Origin of the sequence: Mycobacterium aquaticum, from assembly GCF_002086485.1 — a bacterium.
Classification (GTDB): Bacteria; Actinomycetota; Actinomycetes; order Mycobacteriales; family Mycobacteriaceae; genus Mycobacterium; species Mycobacterium aquaticum.
In genome coordinates this window covers 121,173-143,126 of record NZ_MVHF01000014.1, presented here as the reverse complement: position 1 = coordinate 143,126, position 21,954 = coordinate 121,173, and the positions used below count along the sequence as shown (strand labels likewise).

The window sequence follows — 21,954 nt, the reverse complement described above, 5'->3', positions numbered from 1 at the left end:
TTTCTCACCCGCGCGCCCCGGGCTTCGCCCCACACAAACCCCCGGCGCCCGCGCCCCCCGCGGGGGGGCGCGGCCGCGTCAGGACGCAGATCGACGCTGCCGCGTCAGGGGTTGGATCGACGCGGCCGCGTCAGGACTCCAGCACGGCCATCGCCGCGTTGTGCCCGCCGATGCCCGATACCGCACCGCCGCGGTGAGAACCGGAGCCGCACAGCAGGATTCGATCGTGGGCGGTCGCGACACCCCAGCGGCGGGCCGGGGTGTCCAGCGGCTCGTCCGCCTCGGCGAACGGCCAGCGCAACGCGCCGTGGAAGATGTTGCCCGCCGTCATACCCAGCGCCGCATCCAGATCCACCGTTGTCTTGGCCTCGATGCACAACCGGCCCGCGGAGTCCTCCATCAGGACATCCTGGATCGGTTCGGCCAGAACAGAATTCAGCGAGTTCAACACCGCCGAGGTGAGCCGGTCCCGCATCCGATCGGGATCGCCGGAAGCCAGCGCATGTGGGGTATGCAGGCCGAACACCGTCAACGTCTGAGCGCCTGCGGCCCGCAGCTGCTCGGACAGGATCGTCGGATCGGTCAGCGAATGACAGTAGATCTCACACGGCAGGGGATCGGGCACCGAGCCGTCGGCCGCCGTCTTGTACGCGCTGCCCAGCTGGCTGTAGGTCTCGTTGATGTGGAAGGTGCCGCCGAACGCCTGCTGCGGCGTCACGCTGTCGTCGCGCAGCCGGGGCAATCGGTGCAGCATCAGGTTCACCTTCACCTGAGCCCCGGGTGCGCTCTCGGGCGCCGGTTCACCGAGCAGGCCCGCCAGCACGGTGGGTGTCACGTTGGCCAGCACCACATCGGCCTCGACCCGTTGCGCGGCCCCGTCCTTGCGGTACCGCACCTCGCCATCCGGATCGACCGCGTAAACCTCTGCGCCGGTGACGATTTCGGCGCCGAAGCCGGCCGCGGCGGCGGCCAGCGCCCCGGTCACCGCACCCATGCCGCCGATCGGCACGTCCCAGTCACCCGTCCCGCCGCCGACCAGGTGGTACAGGAAGCAGATGTTCTGGATGAGAGACGCATCGTCCACGTCGGCGAAGGTGCCGATCAGGGCGTCGGTGGCCAACACCCCGCGCACCAGATCGTTGTCGACGGCCTCGGTGATGGCTGCGCCGATCGGCCGGTCGACCAGGGCCTCCCAGGCCGCCGCAGCAGCGCTGTCCTGGCCGGCCAGCACCTGGCTTCGCAGCTCGGCCCGGGTGCACAGAGGCTGCAGCAGGGTGGGCCAGATCCGCTTGGTGATGAGCGATGCGCGGCGGTAGAAGTCGTCGAAGCCTGCGGCGTCGGCCTCGGCGCCGATCGCGGCGAAGGTCGAGTTGGGACCGATGAGCAGGCCCGTGCGGCCGCCGGTGGCCGGATCGGGGGTGTACGACGAGTAGCTGCGCCGGGCCAGCCGGATGCGGGCGCCCAGATCGTCGATGATGCGCTGCGGCAACAGGCTGACCAGATACGAGTACCGCGACAACCGGGCGTCGACCCCATCGAAGGCGTGCGCGGACACCGCAGCCCCGCCGACATGGTCGAGGCGTTCGAGCAGCTGGACCCGACGACCGGCACGGGCCAGATACGCCGCGGCCACCAAGCCGTTGTGCCCACCGCCGACGACGACTACGTCGAATCGTTTCTCACTCATCGCGCTCGCCTTGTCAGCCTCGGTAGCCTTCGACCTCGTCGGCCGGACGCACTCTGGCCTCCCGCGGGTCCTGCCCGGTCTCCCGCAACGCGCGGCGCTGCCGCAGCAGATCCCAGCACTGGTCCAGGGCTACCTCCAGCGACTGCAGCCGCCGGCGCTCCTCGGTCTCGTCGATCTCTCTGCGCTGCAGCTTGCCCCGCAGCTCCTGCTCCTCGGCGACGAGTCGGTGAACTTCGGCGAGGATGTCCTGATCTTTGGCCACCTGGCCAGTCTGCCCGACTACGGTTGGTCCGGTGAGTACAAAACCTGAGATCGAATTTCCGGACGGCCCGGCCCCCGCCGAACTGGTGATCACCGACCTGGTGGTCGGCGACGGTGCCGAGGCGGTACCCGGCGGAAACGTCGAGGTGCACTACGTCGGCGTCGAGTACGACACCGGCGAGGAATTCGACAGCTCGTGGAATCGCGGGGAGTCGATCGAGTTCCCGCTGCGCGGGCTGATCCAGGGCTGGCAGGACGGTATCCCGGGCATGCGGGTCGGCGGACGTCGCAAACTGGTGATCCCACCCGCACAGGCATACGGTCCGGCAGGCTCCGGCCACCGGCTGTCAGGTAAGACGCTGATCTTCGTCATCGATTTGCTCGCCGTCCGCTGACGAAGGCTCTCGCCCGCGCAGGGTTAATGCGGCCCCGGCAGACGCAGCACCAGCCGGGCGCCGCCCAGCGGGCTTGACTCCAAACTGGCTGTGCCGCCGTGCAATTCGGCTTGCTGGGCCACCAGGGCCAGGCCAAGGCCAGAACCCGAGCGCGACGCCGTCGATCCCCGCGAGAACCGGTCGAACACCAGGGTTCGCTCTTCCTCGGGTACTCCGACCCCGTCGTCGTCGACGGCGATCTCCACCCCGGCGCGTGAGCTGACGGCGGACAGCTGCACCCGGGTCGCCCCGCCGTGTTTGACCGCGTTGGCGATGGCGTTGTCCACGGCGAGCCGCAGGCCGGTCGGCAGGCCCACGATGATCACCGTCGGCGTCGGGGCTTGGGACACATCGAGATCCGGGTACACCCGCCTGGCGTCGTGGGCCGCCCGGTCGAGCAGCTCGGTGATGTCGACGGTGACGTGGTCGTCGGTGGTGGTGAGCTCGCCCTGCGCCAACCGTTCCAGCGCGCCCAGCGTCGCCTCGATCCGCGACTGGGTGCGGATCACGTCGTTGACCACTTCCTTGCGCTGCTCGTCGGGCAGGTCCAGGGTGGCCAGCACTTCCAGATTGGTGCGCATCGCGGTGAGCGGCGTGCGCAACTCGTGGGCGGACACCGCCGCGAAGTCGCGTGCCGAGGCCAGCGCGGCCTTGGTGCGGTCCTGCTCGGACCAGATGCGCTGGAGCATGCCGTTGACGGCATCGGCGATCTCGACGGCTTCCGTGGCACCCCGGACCTCGACGTCGGGTGCCTCGTCGCCCGCGTCGATCTGCCGGGTCTGCTGGGCCAGCCGTTTGAGCGGCCGCACCGCGAAAGCGGCAAGCACCCAGCCCAGTACGGTCGCCGCGCTGATGGCGAACACGCAGATCACGATGACCCGGCGGTGCAGGTTGTTGGTGTCGGCGATGGTGGCGTCGTACGTCGCGCCGACCGCCACCCACATGGGTCCGGGTGCCGGGATCTGCACTGTGCGCACGCGCCAGCGCACGCCGTCGATCTCGGTGTCGGCGTAGCCCGCAGGCAGCTCGGGCAGGATCACCGTCGAATTGGAGGTGACGGCGCCGGCCTGCCGCACGGTGATGACGGCGTCCTGTTCGCTGGGGGAGCGCGGGATCTCGTGCAGGCCGCGCGGCAGGAACGGCACGGCGAATCCGGCTGCCTCGTCGAGGCGCCGGTCCAGCCGTTCCTTGCGGTCGTTGGTGATGCCGACCCACACGATGGTGCCGACGATGATGACGACGATGGCCGCGCCGATCGCCGTCGCGAACGCCACCCGGGTCCGCAGCGACGGGGTGCGGCGGAAGATCCGGGTGAGCACGCTCATGGCTATCGATTCCTCGCGCAAGCGCTCGTCGTCGCCCTGTGATTCCTCGCGCAAGCGCTCGTCATGTCGCTACTGGGTCCTCAACACGAAGCCCACCCCGCGCACGGTGTGCAGCAGCCTCGGCGCACCGCCGGCCTCCAGCTTGCGGCGGAGATACCCGATGAACACGTCGACGACGTTGGTGTCGGCGGCGAAGTCGTAGCCCCACACCAGTTCCAGCAGCTGCGCGCGCGACAGCACGGCGGTCTTGTGTTCGGCGAGCACCGCCAGCAGGTCGAATTCCCGCTTGGTCAGATCCACGTCGACGCCGTTGACCCGCGCGCGCCTGCCCGGGATGTCCACTTCGAGCGGCCCCACCTGGATGGTCTCCGACGAGAAGGTGGCCGACGAGCCGCGCCTGCGCAGCAGGGCCTTCACCCGGGCGACCAACTCGGCCAGCACGAACGGCTTCACGAGATAGTCGTCCGCGCCCGCCTCCAGCCCGGCGACGCGGTCGTCGACGCTGCTGCGCGCCGAAAGCACGCACACGGGAACGTCGTTGTCCATGGCGCGCAGGGCCGTCACGACGCTCACCCCGTCGAGCACGGGCATGTTGATGTCGAGCACGATCGCGTCGGGCCGGGTTTCGGTGGCGCTGCGCAGTGCTTCGGCGCCGTCGACTGCGGTCGACACGTCGAACCCGGACAGCCGCAACCCACGCTCCAACGAGGCGAGAACGTCGGGGTCGTCATCCACCACGAGCACTCGGGGGGAACCCCCACCGGCAGAACTGTCCATGCCCGCCATCTTGCCCGATGACGTACTCCGATTCGCGCAGGCACGTCTGGTCGACACCATTGGGTGCTAGCATCCGGCCCTTATGCTGCCTGTGTCGCCGCGGGTCATCGTCCAGCCCGATGACGGTGTGCAACCGGTCCTGGAATTCATCTCGTCTGCGCAGAGCTCTCTGCTCATAAAACAGTTCACGTTCACCGAGCCGTCGTTGGTGGCCGCGGTGATCGACCGGCACCGGGCCGGGGTCGCGGTGCGGGTGATGCTCAACCCGCAGCGCTCGGGTGGGGACCGCGCGAATGACGAGACGTTCGAACAACTCTCCGCTGCCGGGGTGAACGTCCAGTGGTCCAACCCGACGTTCTATGTGACGCACGAGAAGTCGATCGTCGTCGACGAACAGGCCGCTCTGGTGGCCACATTCAACTTGTGCGAGAAGTACTTCACGCTCACCCGCGACTACGGCGTCGTCACCACCGATCCCGTGCAGGTGGCCCAGATCATCGAGGTGTTCAACGCCGACTGGTCCCACGCGGAATGGGAGCCCACGGTCTATCGAGGGTTGTTGTGGAGCAACTCGAATTCGCGTTATCACATGGCGAAGTTCATCGACACCGCCGAGCAGCGGCTGCGCATCCAGCACCCCAAGTACGTCGACGCGGTGATCCTCGACCACATCGCCGCGGCGGTGGGCCGTGGCGTCAACGTCCATGTGTTGTGCGGCGGTCGGCACGGCATCAGCGACTGGGACATCCTGGACACCTTCGCCTCACTGCGGACGTTGCGGCGGTTCGGGGTGAAGGTACGCAAGCAGAAGAACCTGCGGGTGCACGCCAAACTGGTCATCGTCGACGACCGCCAGGCCCTGGTGGGCTCGATGAACATCGACCGCAGCGCCTTCGATCTGCGTCGCGAGCTGGGTATCACGGTCGAGGATCCGGCGGTTGTCGGGCAACTGAGCCAGGTGTTCGACGCCGACTGGGAAACCTCGCATCACTACGAGCCGCCGGATCCGCTCGACCCCTCGCAGCATCACGAGGACGACTTTCCGCACGATCCGGATCTGGTCCATGAGTGAGCAGCTCGACCCCCCGGTGCAGCGGGTCTCGCTGTTCGAGCTGGCGTGGACGTTCAACCACATCGCGTTGGCCTCGTTCGGCGGCGGGCTCTCGGCCTGGTCGCGTGAGGTGCTGGTGGTCGAGAAGGGCTGGCTCGGGGAGGCCGAGTTTCTCTCGGCGATGACGATGTGCCGCATCCTGCCCGGCGCGAACCAGGTCAACATGGCCGTGTTCGCGGGCACCAAGATGCGCGGCATGGCCGGAGCCGCCGCCGCGGTCGTGGGGCTGTGCGCGATGCCGCTGGTGATCGTGCTGGCGCTGTCGTTCGCGTACTTCCGGTTCAAGGAGGTGCCTGCGGTCAAAGGGGTGCTGCACGGTGCGTCGGCCGCCGCGGTGGCCCTGACCCTGACGATGGTGATCAAGACCGGGCAGAAGTGCTTGACGGGCGTGGTGCCGGTGGTGCTGTTCGCCGGGGCGTTCGTGCTCAACGGTGTGATGCGCTTCCCGCTGCTGGGGACGCTGGCGATCCTGGCGCCCATCAGCCTGATCTGGGCGTGGCCGCGGGGATCGGGCGAGAAGCAGGCGGCGTGAACAGCCACTCACTGGCCACCTACGTCCAGCTCATCGGGCTGTTCGGCATGCTGTCGCTGTTGTCCATCGGCGGCGGCAACGTGGTGCTGCCGGAAATGCACATGCACGCCGTCAACGGCAGGCACTGGCTCACCAACAGTCAGTTCGCCGACCTGTTCTCGATCTCGCAGACCGCGCCCGGCCCGAGCATCCTGATCGTGTCGATGGTCGGCTACGGGGCGGGACTGCAGGCAGGCGGTATTCCCGGGGCGATCATCGGCGGCGTGGTCTCGATGGTCGCGATGGTGGTGCCCGCCGCGACCTTCGTGTACGTCGTCACATTGTTCTGGCAGAAGGCCGAGCGGTCCAAGCTGCGCCGGGCCGTCGAGAAGGGGTTCGCCCCGCTGACCGTCGGTCTGATCCTGGCGTCCTCGCTGGTGATGAGCCGCGCGGCCGACCATGACTGGCGGGCGTACACCGTCACGGCGATCTGCACCGCGATCTTCCTGCTCACCAAGACAAACCCGCTGATCGTGGTGGCCGCGGCGGGGGTGATCGGCTACTTCGGTTTCATCTGAGGGCGGCGCTCAGCTGCTGCCGCCTCCACCGCAACCGCCGCCCCCACCTCCACCGCAACCGGCGCCGCCTCCGCAGCTTCCCCCGGCGGTACAGCCGCTCCCGGCACAGCTCCCTCCGTCGCTCACGATGCCGCCGGCCCCGAGACCGCTGTAACCCGTTGCCGCCCAGCGCTGTCGGCGCTGTTCGGTGCGCCGACGCCGGCGCTTGTCAATCACGATGAACAGCGTGACCATTCCCGCGCAGAACAGGACTTCGAAGATGCCGGCGAAAATCGCGCCCATCATGAGCTTGCCCCGCCTGCGTCTGCGCCTGCGTGTGCGTCTACGCATTCGACCAGGATCGCCAACACGATCAGCGCCGCGTTCATGACCGAATGCTACGGACGTTTGCTCACGCCGCATAGAGTGAGAACTGTGTTTCGCAGGCGTCCCGATCTGGTTGAACGCGCAAATACCGCGGTAGCTGCGCTTCAGCTGCCTGAAGCGGTGTACAAGACATGCCCGTGGCAGCCGCGTGAGCTCATCGACATCGGTTTGCGACAGTGGCTCCGTTGCTGTGCGGCCGCGATGCGCGACAGGCAGGTGATCGGCATGCCGTCGCACGCGGTGGACGAGGCCTGGCATGGCCTGATCCTGTGCACGGCACGGTATTCGGTGTTCTGCCGGGAGGCGTACGGCCAGTTCCTGCACCACCATCCGGACGGTGGCGCGCCCACCGACGTGCCTGCCGCGTTCGATCCGGTATGTGAGCAGCTGCGCCGGACGGTCATCGCTTGGTCGATGGTGGCCCAGCCCGGTGAGCAGTGTGTGCTGTGGGATCTCGACACCCGGGTGGGAGTGGACCAGCCTTGGGGGCTGGATCACCTGCGGGTTGCAGAAATCGAGGCTGACCTGGCACGACTTGCCTAGAAGGCGGGATAGCTGCCGGGAATCACGTTGACCTCATCAATTGTTGAGGTTTTACGGTGAGGCTCATGAGTATGGAATCGGTGGCGCGGCAGACGCTGTACCGGCAGGCGCATGCCCGCGGCGGCGAGCTGCGCACACTGGCGGACAAGCGGCTGTTGGCGCGCATCTGGCGGTTCGCCGCACGGCACCACAGCAGGCTGGGCTGGTTCGTCGCGGTCAGTGTGGTCAGTGCGTTGCTGACGGTGACGACGCCGGTGCTGGCCGGTCGTGTGGTCGACGCGATCACGCGGGGCGGCCCCGCGTCGGCGGTGGTCCTGCTGGCCGTGGTGATCGCGGCGGTGGCACTGGCCGAGGCGGCCGTGTCGTTGGTGACGCGGTGGCTGTCGTCGAACATCGGCGAGGGGCTGATCCTGGATCTGCGCACCGCGGTGTTCAACCACGTGCAACGTATGCCGGTCGCGTTCTTCACCCGCACCCGCACCGGGGCGCTGGTGAGTCGACTCGGCAACGATGTGATCGGCGCGCAGCGGGCGTTCTCGGACACGCTGTCCGGCATCGTCGCCAACGTGGTCACCCTGACCCTGACGCTCGCGGTGATGGTGAGCATCTCGTGGCAGATCACGTTGCTGTCGCTCGCGCTGCTGCCGTTGTTCGTGGTCCCCGCCCGCCGCATCGGCAGCCGCATGGCGGGGTTGTCGCGCGAAGCGGCCGCGCACAACGCGACGATGAACACCCAGATGACAGAACGCTTCTCGGCTCCCGGAGCGACGCTGGTCAAGCTGTTTGGCGATCCGGATCGCGAGTCCGACGAGTTCGCGACCCGCGCCGACCGGGTACGCGACATCGGGGTGCGCACGGCGATGTTGCAGTCGACGTTCATGAACTCGTTGACCCTCATGTCGGCGCTGGCCCTGGCCCTGGTCTACGGGCTGGGCGGGGTGCTGGCCATCGGCGGGCATCTGCAGGCCGGCGCGGTCGTGTCGCTGGCGTTGCTGCTGACCCGGCTGTACGCGCCACTGACCACGCTGGCCAACGCACGCGTCGAGATCGCCAGCGCACTGGTGTCGTTCGAGCGGGTGTTCGAGGTGCTCGACCTGGTGCCGCTGATCGCCGAGGAGCCGCATGCCATTTCGGTGCCCGACGGTCCTGTGGCAGTCGAGTTCAAAGACGTCCGCTTCTCCTACCCCTCGGCCGGCAAGGTGTCGCTGGCCTCGCTCGAAGAGGTCGCAACGCTGGATGACCGCGGCGGAGACGAAGTGCTGCACGGCATTTCGTTCAGTGCGGCGCCCGGGCAGATGGTGGCGCTGGTCGGTTCGTCGGGTGCGGGCAAGTCGACCATCGCGTCGCTGCTGGCCCGGCTCTACGACGTCGACAGTGGCTCGATCACCCTCAACGGTGTCGATGTGCGTGACGTGGCGTTCGCGTCGCTCAAGGACACCGTCGGCATGGTGACCCAGGACGGGCATCTGTTCCACGAGTCGATCCGCTCCAACCTGCAACTGGCCGCTCCTGACAGCTCCGACGAGCAGCTCTGGGAGGCCCTGCGCCGGGCCCGGCTCGACGACGTCGTCGCGGCGATGCCCGACGGGTTGGACACGGTTGTCGGTGAGCGGGGATACCGTCTGTCCGGAGGACAGCGGCAGCGGTTGACCATCGCGCGGCTGCTGTTGGGGCGATCACGGGTGGTGGTACTGGATGAGGCGACGGCATCGCTGGACACGGCTTCGGAGGCCGCCGTGCAGCACGCTCTGGCCGAGGCGCTCGACGGGCGCACCTCACTGGTCATCGCCCACCGGTTGTCGACGGTGCGGGCCGCCGACCTCATCCTCGTCGTCGAGGACGGCCGCATCGTCGAACGTGGCACCCACGAACAGTTGCTGGCCCGCGACGGTCGTTACGCCGAGCTGTACTACACGCAGTTCGCCGATGACGCTGTAACGGCCGCGTGAGGTAAATCGATTGCAACAGATGGGAAAATTGGGGTCTGGTGACTGAATCCGCGACAGATGCTCTTCGATCCGCGCCCGCGATCGCTCCGCGACGGGCGCGAGTTCGTGGCAGCTCGGATCTGTGGCGGCTGCTGCCGTATCTCCTGCCGTACCGCACGCGCTGGGTCTGGATGCTCGTGGTCGCGGTGGTCAGCCTGGGCGCCACGGTGGCGATCCCGCTGATGACCAAGGCCGTGATCGACGGTCCGGTACGCCATCAGGACCAGCACGGTCTGTGGCTGCTCGGGGCGGCCGCGATGGGTGTCGGCATCTCCGAGGCCGTGTTGTGGTTCATCCGCCGCTGGCTGGTGGCGCGCGCCACAATGGGCGTCGAAGCCGACATCCGCAAGGATCTCTACGCGCGGCTGCAGGTGCTCCCGATGAGTTTCCACGGTCGCTGGCAGTCCGGGCAGCTGTTGTCGCGGGTGATGAACGATCTGTCCACCATCCGCCGGTTCCTGTCGTTCGGGCTGGTGTTCCTGATCCTCAACGCGCTGCAGATCGTCGTGGTGACCTCGATCCTGTTGGCCATGTACTGGCCGCTCGGGGTCGTGGTGGTGGTGTCCATTGTGCCGATCGCGGCCACCGTGCTGCATTTCGAACGCGAGTACACCCGGTTGTCCCGGCTCGCTCAGGACCAGACCGGCCATGTCGCAACGCATGTCGAGGAATCCGCATTGGGCATGCGGGTGGTGAAGTCCTTCGGCCGGCAGGACTACACCTACGACCGGTTCGACGAGCAGGCCACCCGTTTGCACGACACGCAGGTCGACCGGGTGACGGTATCGGCGAACTTCTGGACGCTGCTCGAGGTCATCCCCAACCTCACGCTCATCGTGGTGCTCGGCCTCGGCGCGTACGCCGCCGGTCACGGCTACGTCACCATGGGCACGCTGGTCGCATTCATCACGATGATGCTGTCGCTGGTGTGGCCCATCGCGTCGCTGGGTTTCCTGCTGTCGATGACCCAGGAATCGTTCACCGCGGCCAACCGCATCGCCGAGATCTTCGATGCCCCACGGGAGATCACCGACGGTCCGCATGACGTGGCACCGCACGGTGGCCGGCTCGAGCTGCGTGACGTCGGTTTCCGGTTCCCCGACAGCGACGCGTGGGTGCTGCGGCACGTCGACCTGACCGTCGAGCCGGGTGAGACGGTGGCGCTGGTCGGTGCGACGGGCTCGGGCAAGTCGGTCCTGGCCGCGTTGTTCTCCCGGCTCTATGACGTCACCGACGGCCAGATCCTCATCGACGGCAAGGACATCCGCGAGCTGAGCCTGCCTGCGCTGCGCACGACCGTGGCCACCGCATTCGAGGACCCGACGCTGTTCTCCATGTCGGTGGCCGAGAACCTGCGGCTGGGACGCCCTCGCGCGACCGACGAGGAACTCGCGCAGGCCATCGACGTCGCGGCCGCCCAGTTCGTCTACGACCTGCCGTTCGGCCTCGACACCCGCATCGGCGAGCAGGGCATGAGCCTGTCCGGTGGTCAGCGGCAACGGCTTTCGCTGGCCCGCGCCATCCTGGCCGGGCCGAAGATCCTGGTGCTCGACGACACCCTGTCGGCACTCGACGTGCACACCGAGGCTGCCGTGACCGAGGCGCTCGGTCGCATCCTGCGCGACGTCACCGGCATCGTGGTCGCTCACCGGGCGTCGACGGTGTTGCTGGCCGACAAGGTTGCGTTGCTGGCACCTGGGGCGAGCGAAGCGACGGGGAAGACTGGAGCCGGCACCATCACGCACGTCGGCACCCATGCCGACCTGCTGGCCGAGGTGCCGCAGTACCGGTACCTGCTGGCCGCCGACGACGATGCGGTGACCGTGGGAGGAGGGAACCGATGACCGCGGTCGAGACCGAGAGCTGGCGCGGACGCGTCAAGGACGACGCCGACGACGATCTGCCCATCGACGAGAGTGTGCCGCGGCGCCGCGAGGCGCGGGCACTGCTCGGCTCGCTCCTGCGTCCGTACCGGTGGACCGTTGCCGTGCTGGCGCTCGTCGTCGTGGTGGAAAACGCTGCGCGCCTGGCTGTTCCGCTGCTCGTGCAACGGGGCATCGACCACGGCATACCGCCCATCGTCGCCGGCGGTTCGGCACACACGCTGATGGTCATCGTCGGCATTCTGTGCGTGGTCGTCGTGGTGCAGGCCGTCAGCCGGATGTTCTTCCTGCGCCGGTCCGGCCGGATCGGGCAGAAGGTGCTGCTGGAATTGCGCCGCCGCGTGTTCCGGCATTTCCAGCGTCTCGACGTCGCCTTCCATGACCGCTACACGTCGGGCCGGGTGGTCAGCCGCTCGACCAACGACGTCGAGGCCATCCAGGACATGCTGGAGACCGGTTTCGACAGCCTGATCACCGCGGTGTTGACGCTGTTCGGCACGGCGGCGCTGCTGGTGGCGCTGGACTGGCGGCTGGGCCTGATGTGCCTGGCGGCCTTCCCGATCCTGGTGGCCCTGGTGTGGTGGTTCCGCAACGAGTCGGCCAAGACCTACCGGGTGGTGCGGGAGAGCGCCGCACTGGTCATCGTGCAGTTCGTCGAGACCATGACGGGCATCAAGGCCGTGCAGGCCTACCGCCGCGAGCCGCGCAACCAGGAGATCTTCTCCGACATCGCCGACGGCTATCGGGCGATCAACGAGAAGACGTTCAAGCTGCTGGCCGTCTTCATGCCGGGCGTCAAACTCGTCGGCAACATCACCACGGGTGTGGTGTTGCTCTACGGCGGTTACCGGGTGCTGCACGGGCAGATGACGGTCGGCACGCTCGCCGCGTTCCTGCTCTACCTGCGGATGTTCTTCGAGCCGATGCAGGAGATCTCGCAGTTCTTCAACACCTTCCAGTCGGCGTCGTCGGCGCTGGAGAAGCTGGCCGGTGTGCTGGCCGAACGTCCCGGCATCGCCGATCCGCGACGGCCGGTGCAGCTGGCGAACGTCAAGGGCGACATCGAGTTCCGCGACGTGACCTTCGGCTACGCGCCGGGCCGGGCGGTGCTGCCCGGCCTCGAGCTGCGGGTACCCGCGGGGCAGACGGTGGCCTTGGTGGGTACCACCGGCGCGGGTAAGACCACCATCGCCAAGCTCATCGCCCGGTTCTACGATCCGACCTCGGGTGCGGTGACGCTCGACGGCGTCGACCTGCGTGACCTCTCGCAGTCCGAGCTTCGCAGGCACATCGTGATGGTCACCCAGGAGAACTTCATGTTCGAGGGCACCGTGGCCGACAACATCCGGTTCGGTCGCCCTGATGCCACCGACGCGCAGGTGCGGGCGGCCGCAGAAGCGGTGGGCGCGGACCGGTTCATCGACACGCTGCCCGACGGGTACGACACCGACGTCGCCAAGCGTGGCGGCCGGCTCTCGGCGGGGCAACGCCAGCTCGTGGCGTTCGCCCGGGCATTCCTGGCCGACCCGGCCGTGCTGATCCTCGACGAGGCCACGTCGTCACTGGACGTGCCCAGCGAGCGAATGGTGCAGCGCGCGTTGGAGACCGTGCTGGCCGACCGTACCGCGCTGGTGATCGCCCACCGGTTGTCCACGGTGCAGATCGCCGACCGGGTGCTGGTGCTCGAGCACGGCCGCATCGTCGAGGACGGTCCACCGGCCGAGCTGATCGGCCGCGACGGCCACTACGCCAAGCTGCACCGCGCCTGGGTGGACTCGCTCGCCTGACAGCGGGCCCGCTCAGCGCACTTCGGCGGGGGAGCGGCCGGTGCGCAGCCACACCACGCCGAAGAACACCACGGTGAGCGTCAGCGGTATCAGGCCGATCGCCCAGCTCAGCGGCAGCGGCGGGCCCGGCTGGTTGAGCACGTCGACGGCCAGCTCGCCGGTGCCCTCGCCTCGCGGCCCGTCGATCGTGAACCGCAGCGTCCAGGTGCCCGACGTGTCCAGCGACCGCACGTCGAGGCCCCACACCTCACGATTGCGCGGGTGCCGGGCCAGCCGGTCGGTCTCTTCCCGGCCGTCGGGCGCGATCTCGGTGAGCGTGCCCGAATTGCCGGCGATGCCGCCCTCGGGTTCGAACGTGAAATCCAGTGACTGCATGGCACGCAACGGCCAGACGGTGAAGCCGACCGTCACCGGATACGGCCCGACCTGGACGTGCTCGGAATGCACCACGTAGTCCAGGGGATTGGCGGCGGCGGTGGGGGCGGCACCGAACCACAGGGCGACCATGGCGCCGAGCACGGCGGCCACTTTGCGCGCCTTCACGCCGCGACCACCGCATCGTCGCGCGCGGCAGGCGCGGTGTTGGCGGCCCGCAGTGCTCGCCCGAGCCGCACGGTGGCGGCGCCCAGGATCGCGGCGATGGCAGCCGACGCGGCACAGGTGAACACGATGCTGTCGCCGGGCGCGTGTCGCATGCCCGATTCGAGCCACCAGGTGATGGCCGCCGCGCCGAGGGCGCCGTAACCGGCCAATGCCCATGCGCTGGAACCCTTCCAGCGCAGCAGGAGTTCCACGAGGACGCTGAACACCATCACCGCAGCGGGTATCAGCACCCGCTCGATGGGGAAGCCCAACTCGACGTAGTCACGCAGCGCCAGGTGCTGAACATTCGCATACCAGCCGACCGCCCACTGCGCGTATGACCATGTCGCGAGGTTGACCACCAGCGTCAGCACGCCGGTGCCCAGTGCCCCGCCGCGCGGCAGCACCTGCGAGCCGAGGAGCACGCAGACGACGGGGATCGCGACCCAGGTGACGACGAACCAGTCGATGCTGGTGCCCATGTTGACATCGGCGAGCGCAGTACTGGTGATCGACGCATACGATCCGAACGCGGCCACGGCAGTCATGAAACCCCAACGACCCCAGCGATGTTCGCGCGCCGCCGCGAACACGATGGCGGTGCCGACCATCGTGACGCAGATCGAGGTGAGCCAGCCCTGGTGCGGTGGGGAGGCGATGGTGACGTCGAATCCGTAGAGGCCGTGCCACCATTCGTCCCACAGGCCGTACAGCAGGAACGATGCCGCGGCGACGCCTCCGACGAGATATCCGATCGGGGCGGCGAACACCCCGAGCACCTTGACGGCCCGGCCACCGACCGTTGGATCGGGCGCCTGGCCGCCCCGCTGCGCCGACGTGGCGCGCAGCACCATGGTCAGGCTGGTCAGCCCGGCGATGGCGCCGCCGGAATACACGAACAGGTGGGGCAGGGTGAAGAAGCTGTCGGGTCCGACGTCGCCGTGCCACCCGATGTCCCAGGTGAGTCCGCTCAGGGAGATCAGGGTTCCGGCCAGCATCACGAACGCCGCAAGCCGGCCCGCCGAATCCGTTTTGGTCATGGGCGTTTCCTATCCGGTGGTGGTCACGTTGAGGACCGCGTCGTAGTGATCTTTGCCATTGGAAATCCGCACGGTGATCTCCCACTGTCCGGGCATGCTGAGGTTCACGTCGCCGCGGTAGTGCTCGGTGCCGTCGGGACGGGCCACCACAGGCGTTGTGGCGTGGCCCATCTGGGGCATTGCCGGTTCGAAGGTCACCGATTCCGGCGTCGGCGATTCGCCTGCGCTGCCGGTGATCTCGACCACCAATGGGTTGATCCCGACCTTCGGCGGTGTGCCCGTGATTCGCACCAGATACGGGCCCGCGGTGGCCTCGGCGACGAGCGGCGTCGCGGGTTTGGGCCACAGCAGCCACATTCCGGCTGCTACGGCGACCCCGGCGATCACCGCGACGACGATGAGGCGTTGACGACTCATGGTGCGGGGACCTCGACTTCGGTTGGCGCGGTGAGGATGGCGTAGTTGCGTTCGCTCTGCACCCACACCTTGTACCGGCCCGGCAGCGCGAAGGTGTAGGTGAAGTCGATCTCCGGTCCGTAGCGGGCCACTGATTCGTCGGGCTGGCCGCCCGCGGCACCCGGGGCGGGCGGCACCATCGCGTGGGCGTGGGCCCAAACCGGTGCTGTCAGTGCGAGTTCGCCGATGTCAGGGCTGTTGGTGCCCAGCGGGCCGATCACCATCATGTGGCCGGTCATGCCGAGCCATGGCTGCAGGTCGGCGGTGTCGCCGAACCGGGCCCGGATGGTGCTCGGCGTACCGGCGGGGGAGACCGTCGTCGTGATCGCGGCCGGTGACGGACCGGGTGTGGTGGGCGCCTGACCCTGGTTGCGGCCGGCGACCGAGCCGCGCAGCAACTGGATGCCCCCGCCTCGCCGGGCGATCTCGGCCGCGACGGCGTAGGTGCCGTGCTCGGTCGGGTCGAGCTGCACTTGATAGCGACCCGGGGCCACGCGCACCGGATGCAGATGCGACATCGCGCCTGAGGGGGAGACGACGATGAGGTGGATCAGCGCACCATGGTGGACGAGCAGGTCGTCGACGGGGCGCCCGGTCGACGAATCGATCAGGTTCAGGTCCAGTGCCGCGCCGTGCACCGCCAGCGCCAGGTTGACTGGTGGCCGTGAATAGTCCACGGGAGTCAGGGAATTCGCTGCCACCCGGGCGTACGGGTCATGGATGTTCTCCACGGTGGGGTCCAGGTCGCGGCCGGGCAGCGGCGGCGGTGGGGACGACGCCGACAGCACGGCACCGGTGACGCCGACGGTCAACGAGACCACCATCGCGGTCGCCGGGATCAGCGTGACCGCGCCACGTCGGGACCGTAGGGCCACGCCGAGCGAGACGATCAGCAGAACCCCGGCGGCGAAGAACCCGTAGTCGCTGGCCTTTTTCCACGGCGGGGTGACCTGCGCGGGGACCAGGAATGGGATGCGGGCCACGGTGTGGCCGTCGTCGACCAGAAGTTCCCACGGTCCGGGCCGGTCGACGGCGAGTGTCGTGGTGTAGATGCCCGGTGCGCCGAGCGGCACGCGGCCGGAGCTGCCCGTGGCTCCCGCGGTGGTCGCCGTGAGTTGCAGGGTGCCGGGTGTATCACCGGCGTGGGTCACCACATCCACCTGGAGCGGGCCGAGCACCGGGCCGACCCGCCGGATCACCACCGTCAGCTCACGGCCGCCCAGCGACTGCGCGATGTGCACGTCGGTGTCGGACCCGCCGCCGTCGGCGCGCACAGTCGGGGACCCCAGGAGCAGCGTCATCACCATCAGCATGCCGACCGTGAGCGCCCGTGTCAGTAGGGTTTTCCCCCAACGGGGTGCGACGTTCACCTAGCCAGTATTAACAGATCCTCACAGCGGACGGGCAGGCATGTTTGCTGTCACGCCTTTTCGATGTCGGGCAACTGCCAGGTCTTGTCGAACAGGGCGGGCTTGGGCCCGTAGAGCCGGAACAGCACCTCGAAGCGGCCGCCGGGTGTGGTGGGAATCCAGTTGGCCTCGTTGCCTTCCGACGAGCGCTCGCCCGAGGAGCCATGGGTGGGTGCAGACGGGCCGATGTACACGTCGACGGAGCCGTCGGGATTGCTGATCAGGTCAGGTCGGTGCGACGAGCGGCTGGAGTACGGCAGATCTCGGATCAGCGCATGTGTGGCCCGGTCGTACACCGTGGCCGACCAGTAGAGCGACACCGGCGGATCGGCGGGGACACGTAGCCGGTAGGTCTGGCCGCCGTCGAGCGGCCGGCCGTCCCTGTCGGCGATGGTCATCACGTAGAACTGGCCCTGGCCAAGGTGTTTGGCGCTGAAGTAGATGAAGGAGTACAGCAGACCGCGGTCATCGACGGGATAGCTGTCGGTGTCGGCGAAACCGGTTTGCATGCCCAGCACCACCTCCTGCGAGGCGGGCACGGCCCAGTGCGTGCCCTCGAAATACGGCGGGGTGAAGAACCGCGGATAACTGGCCTCGAGCCAGTCGTGCGCTGCTGCCGCGGCAGAGTTCAGCACTGTGGTGAGCTCTGCGTCGGGCGCGAACGGCGTGCCCTTCTCGATGCCGATCGACTTGAGGATCGAGATCATCACCCGGTCGCGCTGCAGCCAGGGTTCGCGTTGCACGAACCGGTCGAGCAATTCGAAGAACCGAAGGTCGTACGGAATGGTGTTGTCGTACACCGCATCAGCCGCATCGACGAACGTGGTCGGGGCGTCGTCGTGTCCCAGCGGATAGAACTTGACACGCTTGCCGTACGCAACCGCGGCGGCAACATCGGCGTCGTCGCTCGAAGCGATGTTGGACCGCAACGCCCCGAATCCGGTGTATGTCGCCGAGTTCAGCGCGATGTGCCCGGCAGGGATCTGCCCGTCGTAGCCGGGCGGCAGGATCAGGTACTTGCCGCCCGCGCCCTTGTCGACCCCGGCAGGCCCGACGTCCTCCAGCGCCTCCTGCCAGCCGTTGTCGATCGACCCGGTGATGGAACCGTCTTCGGCAGGCGGGATTTCGAGCACCATCGGCCCGGCCTGCGTGTCGTAGAACGGGAAGACGTACACGGTATCGGGATTGGGCGTGAGGGTCTGGTTCTTCCAGTCCGGCAGTTTCGACCAGAACACCACCTCGTTGTCGGTGGCACCCACAGCGGCGGAGGCGTCGCGCAGCAGCTCGAAGTTGACGGCGGGCATGCCCCAGATGACGGCTTGGATCGCCCGGGACCGCACCAGTTCGTCCATGTCCGTCAGGCTAGCCCGTCCCGTTTCCCCGCGAGCAGACATGGCGGTACCCGACACGCCGCGTTTGGCGTACCGCTATGTCTGCTCGCGGAAGAAAACTCAGCGCACGGTGGCGAAGAACGTCTTCACGTCCTCGACGAACAACTCCGGTTGCTCGAATGCCGCGAAATGCCCGCCGCGCGGCATGGTCGTGTAATGGGTGACGTTGTAGCCGGTTTCGCACCAGGCGCGGGGCGCTCGCAGGATCTCCAACGGAAACGACGCGATACCGGTGGGCACGCTCACGTATCCGCCGCCGCCCCAGGTGTCATGGCTTTCCCAGTACAGCCGGGCCGACGACGCTGCCGACGCGGTGAGCCAGTACAGCATGACGTTGTCGAGCATTTCGTCTTTGGACACCACGTTCTCGGGGTTGCCGTCGCAGTCCATCCACGACCAGAACTTCTCCACGATCCACGCCAGCTGGCCGACGGGGGAGTCCGTCAGGCCGTAGCCGACGGTCTGCGGCCGCGTGGACTGCTGCTTCATGTACCCCGAATCCCATTTGCGGTAGTAGTCGATGCGGGCCAGCGCCTTCTGCAGGTCCTCGGTCATCTCACCGACGCCCTCGGCGGGCGGCTGCGCGATCGGCATGTTGACGTGGATGGCGATGCACGAGCCCACATTGCGGCCGATCTGCGTCGTCACCGCGGCACCCCAGTCGCCGCCCTGCGCGCCGTAGCGGTCATACCCCAGGCGCACCATCAGCTCGTCCCACGCTTCGGCGATCTTGCCGACGCCCCATCCGGTCGTGGTCGGTTTGCCGGAGAAGCCGTAGCCCGGCAGCGACGGGCACACCACGTGGAACCCCGCCTCGGTCAGCGGCTCGATCACCTTGTGGAATTCCACGATCGATCCGGGCCAGCCGTGTGTGATCAACAGCGGGAACGCGTCCTGGTGTGGTGAGCGCTGATGGATGAAATGGATGTCCAGCCCGTCGATTTCGGTGGTGTAGTGGTCGAAGCGGTTGAGTGCGGCTTCACGGGCTCGCCAGTCGTAGGAGTTCGCCCAGTAGTCGGCGAGTTCGCGCGTGTAGCTCAGCGGTATGCCCTGACTCCAGTCGTCCACGCATTCGGGCTCAGGCCATCGGGTCCGCGCCAGCCGGTCCTTGAGGTCGGCGAGCTCGTTGTCGGGAACGGCGATCCGGAACGGTCTGATCGAAGACATACCAGCCATCCTGTCGCATCACCTCAGCGGTAGACCAGCCCGCTGAGACGCCACGCCAGTTGGTGGCGCACCACGGGCAGGTGCGACGCCAATCCCATCAACGCATTGCGGACGGGACGCAGCAGCGGTGGCAGCGTGGCCACCCGGGTGAGCTGTCCGGTGAGTGCCAGCACCTGCCGGGCGATCGGCCGGCGCGCCGCGCTGTAGTCGTCGAGCACGCTGTCGGGCGCACCACCGAGCACGGCGGCCAGCGCGTCGGCAAGTGCCACCGCATCCTGGATGCCCAGGTTCATGCCCTGCCCGCCTGCCGGGCTGTGCACGTGGGCCGCATCGCCGGCGAGCAGCAGCCGACCGGCGCGGTAGGTATCGGCCACGCGGTGCTGGATGCGGAACCGCGACCCCCAGATGACCTCGGTGACAACGGTTTTCCCCGGACCGAAACCGCGTTCGTCGAGCAGGCGCTGAACGTAGGGCACGGTCGGGCATTCCGGTGCGTCTGCGGTGGGGGCGACGATGCGGAACACCTTGTCGGGCAACGGCGCGACGACCGTGAGGCCCGATTTCGCGTAGAACAGGATCACACCCTCATCGTCCAGCGGTGCTGACAGCCGGACATCGGCCAACGCGAACGACTCCGGGTATTCGCCGCCGCTGAACCCGATGCCGGCTTGTTCGCGCACCCGGCTGTGGAGGCCATCCGCGCCGACGACGTAGCGAGCCCGCATGGCACTGCCGTCGCTGAAGGTCGCGGTCACGCCGTCGCCGTCCTGGTCGAGCCGCTCGAGCCCGAGCGGCCGGATCACCGTGCCGCCGAGTTCGGTGAGCCGCTGCAACAGGATCCGCTCGGTGTCGGCCTGGGAGAGCATGAGCGTGAACGGATAGGCGGTCGGCAGCGTGCTGAAGTCGACGGGGATCAGCACGCGCTCGCCGTCGCGCATTGTGAAGTGGGGGGTGACGAGTCCTTCGGCGATCATGCGCCGGGACACATCGAGGTCCTCGAGCACTTCGAGCGTGCGGGCGGCCACGGCGGCGGCGCGCGAGGTGTTGGCGCCGTCGGCCACCTTGTCGACGACGGTCACGTCGACCCCGCGTCGGCGCAGGTCAGCGGCGAGTGTCAGGCCGGTCGGGCCGGCTCCGATCACCAGGACGTCGGTGGATTTCATGGTGAGCTCCTCTGCCTGTCGAAGAAGTCAACAGTTGTTGACATACCCATGGTGAACCCGGTTCCACCTCATTGTCAACAGGTGTTGACTTATGCTGTCGGTCATGAAGCGTTCAGCCGATCGGACCAGGGAGGCGATCCTCGCCGCGGCCCGCGAGCAATTCGCCGCGACGGGCTACCAGGGCACGACCATCAGGGCGGTCGCCGCGGCCGCCGGCATCGACCCGGCCCTGGTGATCCGGTACTTCGGCAACAAGGACAAACTGTTCGCGACCGCGTCGGAGTTCGATCTGCGGTTCCCCGATCTCGCCGGAGTCGACCCGGCCACGGTGGGGCGACGCCTCGTCACGCATTTCCTCAACCGCTGGGAGGGCGACGAGGCGCTCACCGTCCTGCTGCGCTCGGCCACCACCAATGCCGAAGCGGCCCAACGCATGCGAGAGATCTTCGGAGCCCAGTTGGTGCCGGTGGTCGCGAAGCTGGCCCCGCCGGACGAGGCTGAGCGGCGGGCAGGCCTGGTCGGCGCTCAGATGATGGGGCTGGCCTTGTGCCGGTTCGTGCTCGCGGTGCCGCCGGTGGCGGACATGACGCGTGAGGAGATCATCTCGTCGATCGGCCCGACGATTCAGCGTTACCTGTCAGGGGATCTGACGTAGCCTGCGGGCCTTGGACACCGCTTCGTGCCGGGTCCGCGCGCCGAGTTTGGCTGTGGCGCTGCGCAGATAACTCTTCACCGTCTCGGGCTTCAGCGAAAGGCGTTGTGCAGCTTCGGCGTTGGTGCAGCCCAGAGCGATCTGGGCCAGCACGTCGACCTCCCGGGCGGTCAGCGGTGCGCTGGCCGGCGCGTCGCCGCGCAGCGCGCCGGCCAGGCGGTCGGCGAGGTCACGCAGGGGCACCGCCAGTGCGGGGGTGTCGGCGGCCAGGCGGCGCAGATCGGCGTACACCGCACGGATCTGCTCGGTGTCGGCGGGCTGGCTGTCGAAGTTGGCCAGTTGTGCCTCGCGCAGCCGCATCCGGCGGTCCACCTCGTCGCGCACGCGCAACTCGTCGGCGAGCCTGCGCGCCGAGGTCAGCATGGCCGCCGCGGTCCGGTCACCGATCGGGGCGCTGCTGCGGTGCGCGCCGTACAGCACCGCGCGCGCGGTGCCGTCCACCACCACCGGCACCGCCAGGATCGACCGGATACCCTCGGTCAACACCGGCTCGTCGTAGTCGTGGGTGATGGTTGCCGACCGCCGGTAGTCGGGCACCGCGATGGGCCGGCGGGCCACCATCGACGCGCCGCCGAGTCCCGCACTCGGCCGGACCGCGAGGCCGCGCATGGCTCCCGTGCGGGTGCCGATGAATTCGCTGAGCAACAGTGCGTCGCCATGTACCTCGCCGCCGAACGCCAGCGGCAAACCGGTGTCGGCGGCCATGCGGCGCAGTTCGGCGCGCACCGCATCGGCGTCGCGCGGCCGCAGCAGCGAGGGGCGCATGGGCGGATACCCACTTTC

The 21,954-nt window shown here is 68.2% G+C and carries 22 protein-coding genes; 9 read left to right on the top strand and 13 right to left on the bottom strand.

The genetic code is table 11. The annotated features are described in order from the left end of the window. Nucleotides 1-130: 130 nt before the first annotated feature. Both BST13_RS16125 and BST13_RS16120 read right to left on the bottom strand, forming a co-directional pair. Entirely contained in the window at nt 131-1,687 is a 1,557-nt protein-coding gene (locus BST13_RS16125; protein ID WP_083165026.1) for a phytoene desaturase family protein, read from the bottom strand. Between the two features lie 13 nt (nt 1,688-1,700). After that, on the bottom strand, nt 1,701-1,949 hold the full coding sequence (locus BST13_RS16120; RefSeq protein ID WP_083165025.1) for a DUF2630 family protein: 249 nt from the start codon (nt 1,947-1,949) through the stop codon (nt 1,701-1,703). Nucleotides 1,950-1,980: 31 nt separating this feature from the next. Here BST13_RS16120 and BST13_RS16115 point away from each other — a divergent pair, with 31 nt between their 5' ends. Further along, the gene (locus tag BST13_RS16115; protein WP_083165024.1) at nt 1,981-2,343 is read left to right on the top strand and encodes an FKBP-type peptidyl-prolyl cis-trans isomerase; all 363 of its coding nucleotides are present in this window, start codon (nt 1,981-1,983) and stop codon (nt 2,341-2,343) included. A 23-nt stretch (nt 2,344-2,366) separates the two neighbouring features. On the opposite strand, the gene BST13_RS16110 is transcribed toward BST13_RS16115, so the two are convergent. Both BST13_RS16110 and prrA read right to left on the bottom strand, forming a co-directional pair. After that, nucleotides 2,367-3,707 (bottom strand): HAMP domain-containing sensor histidine kinase, encoded by a 1,341-nt coding sequence (locus BST13_RS16110; protein WP_083165023.1) that lies wholly within the window; start codon nt 3,705-3,707, stop codon nt 2,367-2,369. Nucleotides 3,708-3,776: 69 nt separating this feature from the next. Continuing rightward, a complete protein-coding gene (prrA, locus tag BST13_RS16105) occupies nt 3,777-4,493 on the bottom strand; it encodes a two-component system response regulator PrrA (protein ID WP_170064294.1) in 717 nt (238 codons plus the stop codon). Between the two features lie 73 nt (nt 4,494-4,566). On the opposite strand from prrA, the gene BST13_RS16100 reads away from it, so the two are divergent. The 3 genes from BST13_RS16100 to BST13_RS16090 are packed head-to-tail and all read left to right on the top strand — an operon-like array spanning nt 4,567 to nt 6,684. Next, nucleotides 4,567-5,556 carry a phospholipase D-like domain-containing protein gene (locus BST13_RS16100; RefSeq protein ID WP_083165022.1) on the top strand — a complete coding sequence of 330 codons (990 nt, stop codon included), beginning with the start codon at nt 4,567-4,569 and terminating at the stop codon, nt 5,554-5,556. Then, on the top strand, nt 5,549-6,127 hold the full coding sequence (locus tag BST13_RS16095; protein WP_083165021.1) for a chromate transporter: 579 nt from the start codon (nt 5,549-5,551) through the stop codon (nt 6,125-6,127). Before BST13_RS16100 ends, BST13_RS16095 begins: the two co-directional genes overlap by 8 nt. Further along, nucleotides 6,124-6,684 (top strand): chromate transporter, encoded by a 561-nt coding sequence (locus BST13_RS16090; RefSeq protein WP_083165038.1) that lies wholly within the window; start codon nt 6,124-6,126, stop codon nt 6,682-6,684. Before BST13_RS16095 ends, BST13_RS16090 begins: the two co-directional genes overlap by 4 nt. A gap of 9 nt (nt 6,685-6,693) precedes the next feature. Here the strand turns inward: BST13_RS16090 and BST13_RS16085 are convergent, their stop codons facing one another. Beyond that, complete coding sequence (locus BST13_RS16085; protein ID WP_142282795.1) at nt 6,694-7,014, bottom strand: hypothetical protein; 321 nt, start codon at nt 7,012-7,014, stop codon at nt 6,694-6,696. A gap of 84 nt (nt 7,015-7,098) precedes the next feature. Between BST13_RS16085 and BST13_RS16080 the strand changes: the two genes are divergently transcribed. The 4 genes from BST13_RS16080 (at nt 7,099) to BST13_RS16065 (ending at nt 13,251) form a co-directional block, all read left to right on the top strand. Then, complete coding sequence (locus tag BST13_RS16080; RefSeq protein WP_083165019.1) at nt 7,099-7,593, top strand: glycine-rich domain-containing protein; 495 nt, start codon at nt 7,099-7,101, stop codon at nt 7,591-7,593. Between the two features lie 65 nt (nt 7,594-7,658). Beyond that, nucleotides 7,659-9,542 (top strand): ABC transporter ATP-binding protein, encoded by a 1,884-nt coding sequence (locus tag BST13_RS16075; RefSeq protein ID WP_083165018.1) that lies wholly within the window; start codon nt 7,659-7,661, stop codon nt 9,540-9,542. Nucleotides 9,543-9,580: 38 nt separating this feature from the next. Continuing rightward, complete coding sequence (locus BST13_RS16070) at nt 9,581-11,425, top strand: ABC transporter ATP-binding protein (RefSeq protein ID WP_083165017.1); 1,845 nt, start codon at nt 9,581-9,583, stop codon at nt 11,423-11,425. Beyond that, a complete protein-coding gene (locus tag BST13_RS16065) occupies nt 11,422-13,251 on the top strand; it encodes an ABC transporter ATP-binding protein (protein WP_083165016.1) in 1,830 nt (609 codons plus the stop codon). Before BST13_RS16070 ends, BST13_RS16065 begins: the two co-directional genes overlap by 4 nt. Nucleotides 13,252-13,263: 12 nt before the next feature. On the opposite strand, the gene BST13_RS16060 is transcribed toward BST13_RS16065, so the two are convergent. The 7 genes from BST13_RS16060 to BST13_RS16030 all read right to left on the bottom strand — a co-directional run bounded on the left by BST13_RS16060 (nt 13,264) and on the right by BST13_RS16030 (nt 20,459). Beyond that, nucleotides 13,264-13,794, bottom strand: a complete 531-nt coding sequence (locus BST13_RS16060; protein ID WP_425437022.1) for a hypothetical protein — start codon at nt 13,792-13,794, stop codon at nt 13,264-13,266. Further along, nucleotides 13,791-14,873 carry a hypothetical protein gene (locus BST13_RS16055; protein ID WP_083165015.1) on the bottom strand — a complete coding sequence of 361 codons (1,083 nt, stop codon included), beginning with the start codon at nt 14,871-14,873 and terminating at the stop codon, nt 13,791-13,793. Before BST13_RS16055 ends, BST13_RS16060 begins: the two co-directional genes overlap by 4 nt. 9 nt (nt 14,874-14,882) lie before the next feature. Further along, nucleotides 14,883-15,290: a FixH family protein gene (locus BST13_RS16050; protein ID WP_083165014.1), complete on the bottom strand. Its 408-nt coding sequence runs from the start codon at nt 15,288-15,290 to the stop codon at nt 14,883-14,885. Next, nucleotides 15,287-16,699, bottom strand: a complete 1,413-nt coding sequence (locus BST13_RS16045) for a hypothetical protein (RefSeq protein ID WP_245839653.1) — start codon at nt 16,697-16,699, stop codon at nt 15,287-15,289. The genes BST13_RS16050 and BST13_RS16045 overlap by 4 nt, the downstream gene beginning before the upstream one ends. Before the next feature lie 50 nt (nt 16,700-16,749). After that, the gene (locus tag BST13_RS16040; RefSeq protein ID WP_083165012.1) at nt 16,750-18,090 is read right to left on the bottom strand and encodes a DUF1254 domain-containing protein; all 1,341 of its coding nucleotides are present in this window, start codon (nt 18,088-18,090) and stop codon (nt 16,750-16,752) included. A gap of 99 nt (nt 18,091-18,189) precedes the next feature. Further along, the gene (locus BST13_RS16035) at nt 18,190-19,296 is read right to left on the bottom strand and encodes an epoxide hydrolase family protein (protein WP_083165011.1); all 1,107 of its coding nucleotides are present in this window, start codon (nt 19,294-19,296) and stop codon (nt 18,190-18,192) included. Nucleotides 19,297-19,319: 23 nt separating this feature from the next. Next, nucleotides 19,320-20,459: an FAD-dependent oxidoreductase gene (locus tag BST13_RS16030; RefSeq protein WP_083165010.1), complete on the bottom strand. Its 1,140-nt coding sequence runs from the start codon at nt 20,457-20,459 to the stop codon at nt 19,320-19,322. Nucleotides 20,460-20,562: 103 nt separating this feature from the next. Here BST13_RS16030 and BST13_RS16025 point away from each other — a divergent pair, with 103 nt between their 5' ends. Beyond that, nucleotides 20,563-21,114 (top strand): TetR/AcrR family transcriptional regulator, encoded by a 552-nt coding sequence (locus tag BST13_RS16025; RefSeq protein ID WP_083165036.1) that lies wholly within the window; start codon nt 20,563-20,565, stop codon nt 21,112-21,114. Here the strand turns inward: BST13_RS16025 and BST13_RS16020 are convergent. After that, nucleotides 21,097-21,936 (bottom strand): helix-turn-helix transcriptional regulator, encoded by an 840-nt coding sequence (locus BST13_RS16020; RefSeq protein ID WP_083165009.1) that lies wholly within the window; start codon nt 21,934-21,936, stop codon nt 21,097-21,099. The genes BST13_RS16025 and BST13_RS16020 overlap by 18 nt on opposite strands. Nucleotides 21,937-21,954: the final 18 nt, after the last annotated feature.